Genomic DNA, 12,878 nt, shown 5'->3' on the forward strand with positions numbered 1-12,878 from the left:
GTCACTTACGACCTTGGTGCACATTCGAATGGCACCGCGGGTGGACGCGGTCGATAGCGCCGCCTGGAACAATTCAGCGTATGTGCGTCTCTCCGGACTCGTCCCCCGCCTCCGAGTCGACATCGGCGGACGGCGGCGTCCCGCCGATCCGTGTGCTCATCGTGGACGACCACGCGGCGGTCAGGGCCGGACTGAGCATGATCCTGCGGACCGCACCCGATGTCACGGTCGTCGGTGAGGCGCAGAGCGGAAGCGACGCGATCACGCTCGCAGCAGAGTTGCGACCCGATGTCGTCCTGATGGATCTCCGGATGCCCGGCATGTCGGGCGAGCAGGCGACCCGCGCGCTTCGTCGATCGGGCACCCACGTGCTCGTGCTCACCACGTTCGACGATGATGCATCGGTGTTCGGCGCGATTCGCGCCGGAGCGAAAGGGTTCGTGCTGAAGTCGACCGATGCGCCGAGCCTCATCGCCGCCGTGAGACAGGTCTCGGCGGGAGCGGGCGCGCTGGCGCCCGAGGTGACGGACCGGGTGTTCTCAGCGCTCCGATCACCCGCCAAGACGCAGCGCGCCGGGCGAAGCCGGCACCCCGCGGCTGGTGCGCGGAGCATCAACGGAATCACGCTGACGCAGCGGGAGTGGCAGGTGCTGGGCGAGATCGGCGCCGGACACCCGAACGCCGTGATCAGCGAGCGTCTCGGCATCCGACAGGGAACCGTGAAATCTCACATCACGCGATTGCTCGCCAAGCTCGGCGTCCGCTCGCGACTGCAGGCCGCGCTCCTGGCCCGGGAGGCCGGCGTACCGAACGCGGGGCCCGCTGACCCAACCGAATGAGCTACGCTACCGCCATCGAGTCCCCTCACGATCGGCTTCTCATGGCGAAATACAACATCTTCGCGGCTCCCGTCTCGAGCGTCTACCCGCATTACGTGACGAAAGCCGAACGGAAGGGACGGACCCGCGCCGAGGTCGATGAAATCATCCGCTGGCTCACGGGGTACTCGCAGGACGACCTCGAGCGCACCCTCGAGGCCGAGACGGATTTCACCGACTTCTTCCGCGAAGCCCCCGCACCGAATCCGGTACGACGACGCATCACCGGCGTCGTGTGCGGCATCCGCGTGGAAGAGATCGAGGATCCGCTGATGCAGGAGATTCGCTATCTGGACAAACTCATCGACGAACTCGCGCGGGGAAAGGCGATGGAGAAGATCCTCCGCTCCGCCTGAGCCTCACCCGACCTGGTCGCGCAGTCGCACGAGGCGCTCGTGCCCCTCCTCCTCGAGCTCCGCCACGTCGGAGCGGGAGTTCAAGAAGTCGGAGAACGAACTGAAGCCGAGTGCCTTCTCGTTGAACGACGGGTCCATGCGGCGCATCTGCTGCTTCACCGCCGAACTGTAGAGCCAACCCGAATCGTCCTTCGCCTGCCCCAACCAGAGCGCGCGGATCAACAGACCGGTGACGGCGATCTCCGGGTCCTCGACGGGTTCGTCCCCATCATCGTCCGCGCGCGCCGCGGCGACCGGTTCGGTGCGGGCCGCAACGGGCGCCTCGGAACGGCTGACGGCCGCCGCCTCGCGCGTGCTCGCCTCGCGCTTCCGCTGACGTTCAGGCTTCGCCTGCGCCTCGCGCTCGGGGCGCTCCACCCCGGGAAGCGAATCGTACGACGCGAACTCATCGCAGGCCGCCGTCAGTGCCTTCGCCGTCGAGCCGGCCACGCCGATCCCCACGACATACCTGCCCAGTCGCTTGCAGCGCTGCGCCAGCGGCACGTAATCGGAGTCGCCGGCGACGATGACGACGTGACTGAGATCGTCGAGACGGAACATATCCTCGACCGCATCGACCGCCAACCGGATATCCGCACCATTCTTCGCATACGCCGCGGCGGGGAACAGCTGCACGAGGTCCACGGCTCGAGCGACCAACTGAGACCGGTACTCGGCGTTCACGGGCGCCGACCAGTCGGCGTACGCGCGCGTCAGCACGAGCGTGCCGAACGACGAGGCGTAGTCGATGATCGCTCCGACGTCCACCACCGCCGCCTGCAGACGAGCAGCGACTTCGGTGTTGTCCGGCTCGTTGGCGATGCGCTGCCGGTCCCGGGAATACGCGTTCCTGCCGTGCACCCGGTCGTACCAGGAGAGCACGACGTTATCGAAGTCGAGGTAGACGGCGACCCGGCCGTTCTGTGTTTCTGCCACGACCCCAGTCTGACAGGTCGGCGGCGACTCTGCGGGACGGGTTGCTCGACGCCGATGCAGGAGTCAGTGACGTACGCTATAGCCTCGGCCTATGAGCCCCGGTGCGCGGCACCGCATTGTTCCACGACGAACGGTGCAATACGGTGTGGAGAACTCCCCTCACCCGGTGAAAGGAACACCCGTGCAGACTTCCGAGCAGAGTGGCCCCGGATTCAAGAAAGCATTGAACGCCTTCGATTCGTATGCGTTGGGCTTCGGCGCGATGATCGGTTTCGGGTGGGTGGTGCTCTCCGGCGGCTGGCTCGAGGACGCCGGCACGCTCGGCGCCGCGATCGCGATGGGCGGCGGCGGCCTCATCATGGCACTCGTCGCCTACCTCTACGCGGAACTGACGTCGGCGATGCCGAAGGCCGGCGGCGAGCACCACTACCTCATGCGGGGCATGGGTCCCCGGTGGGCGTTCGTCGGCTCGTGGGGTATCACCGGCGGGTACATCAGCATCGTCGCGTTCGAGGCGGTCGCACTCCCCCGCACCATCTCCTACATCTGGCCGGAGATCCTCGACAATCCGATGTACTCGATCTTCGGATCGGAGGTCGCGCTCACCTGGGCGCTCATCGGCGCCGTCTCAGCCGTCGTCATCACAGCGATCAACTACATCGGGATCAAGGTCGCGGGCGTCGTGCAGACCTTCGTGGTGCTCTTCCTCGTCATCGTCGGCATCCTGTTGGCGACCGGAAGCTTCATGAACGGCACGGTGAGCAACATGGAGCCGTTCTTCACGGACTCCGCGGGCCTGTTCACGGTGCTCGTCGTCGTCCCCTTCCTCTTCGTCGGCTTCGACGTGATCCCGCAGGCATCAGAAGAGCTCAACATGAGCCCGCGCCGCATCGGCCGCTTGATCGTCGTCTCGGTGTTCATCGCGACGCTCTGGTACGTGCTCGTCATTTTCACTTCGTCGTCGGCGATGAGTCGCGAGGCACTCGCCGCAAGCGACCTCGCGACCGCAGACGCGATGGGTGCGCTCTGGAACAGCCAGTTCATGGCGAACATCCTGCTCGCCGGCGGCATCGCGGGCATCCTGACCTCGTGGATCGCGCTGCTCATCGGCGCCTCGCGACTCATGTACGCCATGGGTCACTCCGGCATGCTGCCGCGCTGGTTCGGCAAGCTCCACCCTCGCTTCAACACCCCGAGCAACGCGATCCTGTTCATCGGGGCGCTCTCGGTCGCCGCGCCGTTCTTCGGCACCGGTATGCTCGGCTGGCTCGTGGACTCCGGATCGCCCAGCATCGTCGTCACCTACTTCCTCGTCTGCATCGTCTTCCTGATGCTCCGCCGACGGGAACCCGAGATGGAGCGCCCGTTCCGTTCGGGCCGGGGGAAGATCGGTGTCATGTTCGGCGTGCTGGGCGCGATCCTGACCTTCGGTCTGCTCACCCTCTACATCCCGGGTATGCCGGCGAGCATCGATCCGATGTCGTACGTGCTGTGCCTGCTGTGGTGGGCGATCGGCATGGTGTTCCTGTTCCGGATCCCGCGCGGGATCGAGGCGGGCGTGCGGACCGAGGCGATCCTGCTCAATACGCTTCGGGAACGTCGCCGGAAGCGCTGACCCGCGCAGCCGCCGCCGAACGCTCGCGCAGCACCGCGCCCACGAGGTCGACCACCTCGAGGATCGCGGGAGACATCACGCTGTTCGCCCGTCGAATGACCGCGATGGTATCGAAGAGGGGCTCGGCGAACGGCGCGGTGCAGATGCCGTCGGGGAACGCGGCGCTGCTCGCCACCGCACTGGACACCATGGTGTCGCCGATCCCCCGACGCACGAGTTCGAGCGCGGCTTCCAAATACTCGACCTCGACGACGGGCTCGATGCGGAGCCCGCGCTCCTGCGCGCGCTCGCTCAGTTGGCGTCGTGTCGGATCGTTCCAGCTGTGACTCGCGTCGTAGAGCACCGCAGGGCCCTCCGCCACCTGTTCGACGGTGACGGGGGCCGACACTCGCGTCGGATCCGCACTGGCCCACAGCACTTCGTCGCGCAGGAGCGGGAAGACCTCGAGTTCGTCATCCGGCACCGGGAGCACCACGATCCCGGCTTCGAACCGCCCCGCCTTCACCCCCTCGACGACCTCGAAGGAGTTCTGCCCGAAGAGCCGGAGCTGCACGTGGGGTCGACGCCGACGGAAGGTCTCCACGACGTCGGGCAAGAAGTAGAAGTTCGCGTTCCGCAGCACCCCGAGTGAGATCGATCCGCGTTCGAGACCGCGCAGCTCGACGAGCGCCTCATCGGCGCGGTCAGCCGATTCCACGATCTGGCGCGCCCACCCGACGAGCTCGCTGCCGGCGGCGGTCAGCTCGAGACGTCGTCCGGTGCGGATGAAGAGCGGCAGCCCGTGATGCTCCTCGAGCTTCCGGATGAGTGCGGACACGGTGGGTTGGGCGATGCCCAGCCGTCCGGCCGCACCCGTGAACGAGCCGTCGTCGATCGCGGCGATGAACGCGCGGAGCTGGGTCAACGTCATAGCTTCACCCTATGCCCTGAGAAGACCACCGCCCAGTGGTGCTCTGCACCTCGCCATTTCTAGGATGGCGTCATGCAGTTCACTCCCGCGCTCCTCGCCCAGCACACCGGCCGCTTCACCCGCCTGAAAACACCGCTCGACACTCCCGCCGCCCAGCGGGATCCCCAGGTCGTCGCGACCGTATCGCGCATGCTGCTCGACATCGAGCGCCGCGGACTCGATGCGGTCCGCGAGTACGCGCGCGACCTGGACGGATGGACGCGGGAGGACTTCTCGCTGGCGCCCGATCGGGTGGCGCAGAGCGGTGATCGGCTCGATCCCGAGCTGCGTTCCGCCATCGAGCTCGGAGCCGAACGGACCCAGGCCTTCGCCCGCCGCCAGCGCGAGGGGCTCGTCGACTTCGATGTGGAGCTCGAGCCGGGCCTCCACACCGGGGTCAGGTACATCCCCGTCGGCCGGGTCGGCGCCTATCTGCCCGCCGGACGCTTCCCGCTGACGGCCAGCGCGTTCATGACGGTCGGCGTCGCGAAAGCCGCCGGTGTACCGCATGTGACGGCGTGCACCCCGCCGCAGCCGGACGGCGGAGCCAACGACGCCGTGCTCTACACGGCTCACGTCTCGGGCGTGGACCGAGTGTTCGTGCTCGGCGGGGTGCAGGCACTCGCCGCGATGGCCCTCGGGCTGATCGACGATCTGCCCGTCGACATGCTCGTGGGGGCGGGGAACGCCTATGTCGCGGAGGCGAAGCGACAGCTCTTCGGACGCGTGGCGATCGATCTGCCCGCCGGCCCATCCGAAGTCGCGGTGCTGTCGGACGCGAGCGCCGACCCGGCCATCGTCGCCGCCGACCTGCTCGGGCAGGCTGAGCACGGCACGAACTCGCCGGCAGCGCTCGTCACCACCGATGCCGATCACGGCGCCGCGGTGATCGCCGAGGTCGAGCGGCAGCTCGCGACGCTCGCGACGGCGGACATCTGCGGCCCGGCGTGGCGGGATCACGGCTCCGTCACCGTCGCGGACTCCCCCGAGGTCGCCGTCGCGCTGATGGACGATCTGGCCCCCGAGCACCTCGAAGTGCTCACCGCGGACGATGCCTGGTACCACGACCGCCTGCGGAACTACGGGTCGGTGTTCCTCGGCGAATGGAGCACCGTCGCATACTCCGACAAGGGCATGGCCGGAACCAACCACACGCTGCCCACGGCGGGAGGCGCCAAGCACAGCGCTGGTCTCTCGGTGTCGCGCTTCATGAAGCCGCTCACCTACCAGCGCGTGGAGCGGGAGGCGACGCGCCTGGTGGCTCCCGCCACCGTCACCATCTCCCGCTCGGAGGGGATGGCCGCGCACGAGGCGACCGCCCAGATGCGTCTCGATCGCTGGGAGCGGTGATCACGGGTCAGGGGGACCTGCGGGCGATGATGTCGGCGTACCCCTCGACGTAGGTGGGGAACCGCAGCGGTCCGGTGAACTCCTCGATACGTCCTCGCAGGATCGCTCCCCCGCCCGGGTCGGGGTCGAGTGCGGGCGGCGGCGCGACCCCGAGGAGCTCTCCGATGCAGCCGACGACCTCGCCCATCGGAGCAGGGGCGCGGTCCACGGCATGCACGAGTGCGGGGCGCGGCCCGTCGGCGGCGATGAGCGTTTCGAGCAACGTCACCAGGTCGAACTCATGGATCCGGTTGGTGCCCTTCCGCATCGCCATGGCCTCCCCCTGCAGCACTTTCCGCAGCAAGAACTCGCGTCCTGGCCCGTAGATCCCCGCCGGTCGCACGACGGCGGCGCCGAACAGGTCGACCGCCGTGCGCTCACCCGCCAGGAGGAGCCGTCCGCGATCGGTCTCGGGTTCTGGGACGTCGCCCTCCCACCGCTCCGCACCCTCGGGGCGCCCCTCGAACACGCCGGTCGAGGAGACGAACACGACCCGGTCGGGTCGGGACGGGAGGGCGTCGGCGAGGTGCCTGAGCGACGCCAGATAGGCGCTGTCATCGAGCGTCGGCGCCGGACGGCCCGGGGTGAGCGTGATCACCATCGCGTCGACGTCGGGAAGCTCGCTTGTGAGCGGGGCGCTCAGATCGGCGGCGATCGGCGTGAAGGCGGGCGGCAGGGAACTCGGATCGCGCCGCAACGCGAAGACCCGGTCGCCGCGTTCGACGAGACGTTGCCCCAGCCGCGTCCCGACCTTCCCGGCGCCGACGAGCAACGTGCGCCGCGACCCCGGGACACCCGCCTGCTCGGTCATTGCTCCTGCTTCCTGCTGGTCCACCACGTGTCGATCATCCCAGACTGCGAGCGTCGAGGCCACGATCCCGGCCGTGTCGAGTCGGTCATCGCGGCGGGCGACCGAAGGCTCCTGCGAGCAGGGCGTGCAGCAGGAGCGGCGCGGCTGCGACGCACATGACAGTGCCGATCACGGGGTACTCGGGCATCACGAGGATGCCCCCGACGAGCAGCGCCAGGAAGAGCACCGCCGAGATGATGCGGCGGCCGAGCTGCTCGAGCCGAGCGAGCCTGCGTTCCACGCTCGACGTGTCGAACACCAGGCGCCCCTGATCGACACTCGTGAGGAGCGCGTCCACCCTACGGGGCAGTGCGGCCAACGTACCGAGCGTGGAGACCGCGTTCTCGGAGAACTCGCGAATGAGGTTGCCGCGCTCGTCTCGCAGGAGCTGAGACGCGTACGGCTCCACGGCGTCCCACAGATTGAAGGCCGGGTCGATCGAGGTGCAGACCCCCGAGGTGAGCGACATGGCACGGACGATGAGCAGGAAGTTCTCCGGCAGCTGGAACGGGAGCGTGCGGATCACATCGCGGAACTCGAGCCCGAAATCCCGGAACTCCCGGGGGTCCACATCGCGCAGTTCGGCGAAGCCCATCCCGCCGAAACGCGAGAAGAGCGCGGACATGGCGCGCTCGAGTTCACGCGTGTCCGCCGAGGGCAGGAGCACGCCGATATCCTCGACGGCCGCCACCACGCCGGTGCTATCGCGTGAGGCGACGGCGATCATCAATGCGCGCAGGCCACGACGAATCTCATCGGGAACGGACCCCATCATGCCGAAGTCGATGAAGGCGAGGGACCACCCGCCCTCCGCGCGCGGCGCCACGAAGATATTGCCCGGATGCGGGTCGGCGTGGAAGTACCCGAAAGTGAACAGCTGGTCGAACATGACGTCCGCGAAGCACTGCGCGACCGCTTGAGGATCGATCCCCGCCGCGCGCAACGCGTCGACATCGGTGATCTTGATCGCGGTGACATCGGAGAGCGTGAGCACGCGTCGCGATGAGCGCTCCCACACGATCTCGGGCGTCGAGACCCGGTCGTCACCGTCGAAGAGCTGCGCGAATCGCTCGCCGTGCGCAGCCTCGGCGAGGTAGTCGATCTCCTCGAGGCTCGTCTGCGCGAACTCCTCGACCAGTTGCGGCGCGTCGACGCGGTCGGAGACGATGCGCACCCGCCGCAACCAGCCGCCCACGCGCCGCAGCGCGGCGAGATCGACGTCGACGATCGCATCGATCCCGGGACGTTGCACCTTCAGCACCACCGCCGAGAACCCGGTGTCATCGGCCAGTTCAGGGGCGAGGACCGCTCGGTGCGCCTGCCCCAGCGAGGCGGCGGCCACCGGCACCGCGTCGACATGCGCGAACGCCTCGTCCAGTCGGACACCGAGCTCGCGCTCGGCGAGCTCGCGGATCCGGTCGAACGGGACCGGCGGCACCTCGTCCTGCAGTCCTTCGAGTTCCGAGGTGATCTCGGGGGGTAGCACGTCGAGACGCGACGAGAGGAACTGCCCGACCTTGATCATCAGCCCGCCGAGTTCGATCGCGAGCGCGTGGAAGCGCTCCGCGATCCGCTGCATCCGCCGCGCGCGCGTCCGTTCCGCGAGCCGTGCGAGGCCGAGCTTCGGCAGGGCGATCTCGTACCACCACGACTGTGCGAGATACCGGGCGGCGAACCGCAGGATGCGACGGTAGCGTCTCCGGTGTTCCGTCACCGTCAGCTCTCGGCGAGCATCGCATAGAGCTTGCGCCGCGCCTCGGCGAGCACCTCGACCGCAGCGTCCACCTGCTCAGAGGTCCCGCTGCGCTGCACCTGTGCGGCGGCCTGCGCGAGGTCGTATCCCGCCCTCGGCAGTCGGCCCGCAGACGGCTTCTCCTTCGGCGCAGCGGAGTCCCACGGCGTTCGTTCGGCAGCCTCGGCCTCGGCGCGGCCCGCCTCCGTCAGGGTGTACGTCTTGCGTCCCCCGAGTTCTTCGGCGGTGATGAGTCCCTCGTCGGCCAGCAACTGCAACGTGGGATAGACCGATCCAGGACTCGGCTTCCAGGCGCCACCGCTGCGCTGCTCGATCTCGCGGATGATCTGATACCCGTGCATGGGGCGCTCTGCGAGGAGCGCCAGCACCGCAGCCCGCACCTCGCCCCGAGGCATGCGCGGCCCCGAGACCCGCTGCTCGAAACCGTGACGCAGGTTTTCCATGGCGTCCCAGAAGCCGGACTCGCCGAAACCACGCGATGGGAACTGACCGTTCATGAGGACCTCCAGAGGTTGTGTACGAACGATACTCAGCAATATATCGCTCGCCAGGCGCCTCCGGAAGCCCATCACCCTGTGGGAACGCCGAGAGGGGCGCCGGAACATCCGACGCCCCTCTCGGGCACTGCAGTGCCGACTATGCCAGGTCGACCGACTCCAGCCAGTCGGTCGCGATCTGGCCGAGGTCGTCACCGGCGTTCACCCGCCCGTTCATCTCCATGAGGTCCTCGATCGTGAGCGCGGCCGTCACCTCGTTCAGCACGTCGACGACCTCGTCCGAGGCGCTGTCGGAGCTGATCAGCGGGATGATGTTCGCCGGCGGGAAGATGACCTCGTCATCCTCGAGCGCGACCAGGTCGTTCTCCGCGATCGCCGGATCACTGCTGAACAGCATCGCGACGTCGACCTGGCCGTTGACCACTGCGGAGAGCGAGAGCGGTCCGCCGCCGTCGAGGGTCTCGTACCGGTCGGAGAAGTCGATGCCGTACGACTCCTCGAGCGCCGGCAGACCGGTGTTGGGACGCGTCTTCCACTCGGGCGGCCCGGCGAGGGTGAAGGAGCCGTCATCGGCCGCAGCCAGGTCGGAGATCGTCTCAAGGCCGCCGTGCTCGTCGGAGAACTCCTGCGTCACGACGAGCGTGTTGGTGTTCTCGGCGCTCGCGGCGTCCAGAGCCATCAGCCCGTCGGGCAGCGTCTCCTCCAGCTGACCGGCGATGGCGTCACGATCCGTCGTGTCCGCCTCGGGGTCCAGCTCCTCCAGCAAGTAGCCGTTGTACTCGGGGATCAGGTCGATCGAACCGTCCTCGAGGGCGGTGATGTAGACCTCGCGGCTGCCGATGTTCAGCTGCTCCTGCACCTCCATGCCGGCACCGCTGAGCGCCTGCGAGTAGATGGTGGCCAGCAGCTGGCTCTCCGCGAAGTCGGCGGAACCGACCGTGATGGAACCGCCGGAACCCTCCGAGTCGCCCCCGTCGTTCGCGAGCGGATCGCCGCCGCCGCAGGCGGTCAGCCCGAAGAGCGCCGCGATGGCGATCCCGGCCGTCAGGCCCTTCATACGTGTGTTCATGAGTTTCTCCTTGTCGTGGTCGGAACACCGGGAGTGAGCCCCGGTGAGATGCTGATGCGCGCGACGAGTGCGAACACGCCCTCGAGCACGATGGCGAGAACGATGAGCAGAATCGCTCCGCCCGCCATCTCGGCGTAATTGTTGCCCGCACGGCCGTCGATGATGAATCTGCCGAGCCCCTGCAGCGACACGAACGCCGCGACGGTCGCCGTGGAGACGACCTGCAGCGTCGAGGCGCGGATCCCCGAGAGCGCGAGGGGAAGGGCGCACGGGAGCTCGATCTTCCAGACGATCTGCCAGGTCGAGTACCCCATGCCGCGTGCCGCATCGATCGCGGAGCGGTCGATCGCACGGATGCCGCTCGCGACGCCGCTCAGGATCGGCGGCACTGCGAGCAGCACGAGCACGATGAGCGCAGGAATCACGAACGCGAGTCGATTCGCCAGAATCGGGGCGAAGATCAGCACCAGCAGGATGAGCAGGCCGATCGTGGGCAGCGCACGCATCGCATTCACCGACCCCATGATGAGACTCTCGCCCTTGCCCGTGTGACCGATGAACACGCCGAGCGGGACCGCGATCGCTGCAGCGACGAGCACCGTGACCGCGGAGTACCAGAGGTGGGTGACGGTCTGGAACGGGATCGAGCCGCTCCCCGACCAGTTCGCCGGGTCGGTGAGCCAGGAGAAGACGTCCATCACAGCGCTCCCTTCCGGGCCCAGGGTGTCAGGATGCGCCCCAGGAGGACGAGCAGACGGTCCAGCACGAGCGCGAGCAGGAGGCAGATCACCAGACCGGTGATGATGGGGACGAGCAGGTTGCGGGTGAACCCCAGCGTGAAGAGCGTGCCGAGCTGCTCCACGCCGATGATCGCCGCCATGGTCGTGATCGAGATGTTCGTCACCACCACGACCCGCAGGCCGCTGAGAATGGCGGGCACCGCGATCGGCAGCTGCACTTTGAAGAGCGTTTCAGTGCGCTTGAACCCCATCCCCTCGGCCGCCTGCACCGATTCCGTCGGCACGGCGCCCAGTCCGTCCGCCACGACCCGGGTGAGCAGCGCGACACTGTAGATGACGAGCGCGACGACGACGTTGATCGGGTCGAGGATGCGGGTGCCGAGGAACTGCGGGAGCAGAATGAAGAGCGCGAGCGACGGCAGCGTGAAGAACAGACTGGTGCCGCCGACGATCGGGAGGTACGAGCGACGCCACTGGTGCGCGACGTACCCGAGCGGCACCGCGATCAGCAGACCGATCGCGGTCGGCAGGAGGGTCAGCCAGATGTGAGTGAGGGTCAGGCTCCAGATCTGGTTCGCATTCGAGACGACCCAGTCGAAGTTCACCGCGCCGCTCGTTCCTCGCCGAGCGCGTCGACCGCTGATCTGATGACCTCGTCGAGGTGCACCGTGCCGGCGTAGGTTCCGTCGTCGTGCGCGAGGATCGCGGATCCTCCCGGGCTCGCGAGCGCCGCGTCGAGCAGCTCGCGCCGCGACCCGCTGTCGAGCGACACCGCTGTCGCCGTCTGAACATCGTCGGCGCGCGTGCGATCACTGACGCGCCCCGGCTGCACCCAGCCGAGGGGACGATGATCGTGATCGATCGCGACGATCCACGGTTCACCAGCAGGTGCCGACGGTTCGCCCAACGTGAACGTCGGCGTCTGCTGGGGATCGAGTCCGCGGATGGTCTCGAAACCAAGCGCGTGATACCCGCGCGACGCGCCCAGGAAGTCGGCGACGAAGCGGTTGGCGGGTCGAGCGAGGATCTCGGCCGGGCTCCCGCTCTGCGCGACGACGCCCCCCTCCGAGAACACGACGATCTGATCACCGAGACGGAGCGCCTCATCGATATCGTGGGTCACCATCAGGATCGTCTTGGCGAGATCGCCCTGGATGCGCAGGAACTCCTGCTGGAGCTGCTTCCTCACGATGGGGTCGACCGCGCTGAACGGCTCGTCCATGAGCATGTACGGCGGGTCGGCCGCCAGGGCGCGCGCGACGCCGACGCGCTGCTGCTGCCCGCCGGAGAGCTGCCACGGGTAGCGCTTCGCGTACGTCTCGTCGAGTCCCACGAGCGTGAGCAGTTCCTGGGCGCGACGCCGCGCCTCGCCGCGCTTCACGCCGTTCAAGTAGGGGACGGCGCAGATGTTGTCGACGACCGTCTGGTGCGGGAACAGGCCGGCGTTCTGAATGACATACCCGATGCGGCGCCGCATCTGGATGCGATCGATCTCACCGCTGTCCTCGCCTCCGAGCAGGATCTTGCCGCGCGTCGGTTCGATGAGGCGGTTCACCATGCGCAGCGTCGTGGTCTTGCCGCAGCCCGACGGACCGACGAGTACGGTGATCTTCCCTGTCGGCGCGGTGATGGAGAGGTCGTCGACCGCGGTGGTGCCATCGTCGTACACCTTGGTGACATCAGAGAATTCGATCATGGCGTGGTGACTGCGAAGTCGTCCGTTCGTGAAGAGTGACGGGGGCGTACAACTAGGTCGGGAAGAATGGTGAGCACTAACGCTAGCGAGCCAGCGGTCGCATCTCCACCG

At 67.8% G+C, this 12,878-nt stretch carries 13 protein-coding genes; 4 read left to right on the forward strand and 9 right to left on the reverse strand.

The window, feature by feature from the left end:
* The first annotated feature begins 80 nt into the window (after nt 1-80).
* Complete coding sequence (locus J4H85_RS09290) at nt 81-839, forward strand: response regulator (RefSeq protein ID WP_208238956.1); 759 nt, start codon at nt 81-83, stop codon at nt 837-839.
* 41 nt (nt 840-880) lie between these two features.
* Nucleotides 881-1,234, forward strand: a complete 354-nt coding sequence (locus tag J4H85_RS09295) for a DUF2200 domain-containing protein (RefSeq protein ID WP_208238958.1) — start codon at nt 881-883, stop codon at nt 1,232-1,234.
* Between the two features lie 3 nt (nt 1,235-1,237).
* On the opposite strand, the gene J4H85_RS09300 is transcribed toward J4H85_RS09295, so the two are convergent.
* The gene (locus J4H85_RS09300) at nt 1,238-2,209 is read right to left on the reverse strand and encodes an NYN domain-containing protein (RefSeq protein ID WP_208238960.1); all 972 of its coding nucleotides are present in this window, start codon (nt 2,207-2,209) and stop codon (nt 1,238-1,240) included.
* A gap of 181 nt (nt 2,210-2,390) precedes the next feature.
* Between J4H85_RS09300 and J4H85_RS09305 the strand changes: the two genes are divergently transcribed.
* Nucleotides 2,391-3,824: an APC family permease gene (locus J4H85_RS09305; RefSeq protein WP_307863574.1), complete on the forward strand. Its 1,434-nt coding sequence runs from the start codon at nt 2,391-2,393 to the stop codon at nt 3,822-3,824.
* On the opposite strand, the gene J4H85_RS09310 is transcribed toward J4H85_RS09305, so the two are convergent.
* Nucleotides 3,790-4,734: a LysR family transcriptional regulator gene (locus J4H85_RS09310; RefSeq protein ID WP_208238965.1), complete on the reverse strand. Its 945-nt coding sequence runs from the start codon at nt 4,732-4,734 to the stop codon at nt 3,790-3,792. The genes J4H85_RS09305 and J4H85_RS09310 overlap by 35 nt on opposite strands.
* A 72-nt stretch (nt 4,735-4,806) precedes the next feature.
* On the opposite strand from J4H85_RS09310, the gene hisD reads away from it, so the two are divergent.
* Nucleotides 4,807-6,123, forward strand: coding sequence for a histidinol dehydrogenase (gene hisD / locus J4H85_RS09315; protein WP_208238967.1), 1,317 nt, complete (start codon nt 4,807-4,809; stop codon nt 6,121-6,123).
* A gap of 7 nt (nt 6,124-6,130) precedes the next feature.
* On the opposite strand, the gene J4H85_RS09320 is transcribed toward hisD, so the two are convergent.
* The 7 genes from J4H85_RS09320 to J4H85_RS09350 form a co-directional block, all read right to left on the reverse strand.
* Nucleotides 6,131-6,973: an NAD(P)H-binding protein gene (locus J4H85_RS09320; RefSeq protein WP_208238969.1), complete on the reverse strand. Its 843-nt coding sequence runs from the start codon at nt 6,971-6,973 to the stop codon at nt 6,131-6,133.
* Nucleotides 6,974-7,058: 85 nt separating this feature from the next.
* Complete coding sequence (locus tag J4H85_RS09325; protein ID WP_307863575.1) at nt 7,059-8,726, reverse strand: ABC1 kinase family protein; 1,668 nt, start codon at nt 8,724-8,726, stop codon at nt 7,059-7,061.
* Between the two features lie 2 nt (nt 8,727-8,728).
* A complete protein-coding gene (locus tag J4H85_RS09330) occupies nt 8,729-9,262 on the reverse strand; it encodes a PadR family transcriptional regulator (RefSeq protein ID WP_208238971.1) in 534 nt (177 codons plus the stop codon).
* A 139-nt stretch (nt 9,263-9,401) separates the two neighbouring features.
* Nucleotides 9,402-10,331, reverse strand: coding sequence for an ABC transporter substrate-binding protein (locus J4H85_RS09335; RefSeq protein WP_208238973.1), 930 nt, complete (start codon nt 10,329-10,331; stop codon nt 9,402-9,404).
* Nucleotides 10,328-11,029 carry an ABC transporter permease gene (locus J4H85_RS09340; RefSeq protein ID WP_208238994.1) on the reverse strand — a complete coding sequence of 234 codons (702 nt, stop codon included), beginning with the start codon at nt 11,027-11,029 and terminating at the stop codon, nt 10,328-10,330. The genes J4H85_RS09335 and J4H85_RS09340 overlap by 4 nt, the downstream gene beginning before the upstream one ends.
* Nucleotides 11,029-11,676, reverse strand: coding sequence for an ABC transporter permease (locus tag J4H85_RS09345; protein WP_208238996.1), 648 nt, complete (start codon nt 11,674-11,676; stop codon nt 11,029-11,031). Before J4H85_RS09345 ends, J4H85_RS09340 begins: the two co-directional genes overlap by 1 nt.
* Nucleotides 11,673-12,767, reverse strand: coding sequence for an ABC transporter ATP-binding protein (locus J4H85_RS09350; protein ID WP_208239006.1), 1,095 nt, complete (start codon nt 12,765-12,767; stop codon nt 11,673-11,675). Before J4H85_RS09350 ends, J4H85_RS09345 begins: the two co-directional genes overlap by 4 nt.
* Nucleotides 12,768-12,878: the final 111 nt, after the last annotated feature.

This window comes from Leucobacter tardus (assembly GCF_017583045.1).
Taxonomy (GTDB): domain Bacteria; phylum Actinomycetota; class Actinomycetes; order Actinomycetales; family Microbacteriaceae; genus Leucobacter; species Leucobacter tardus.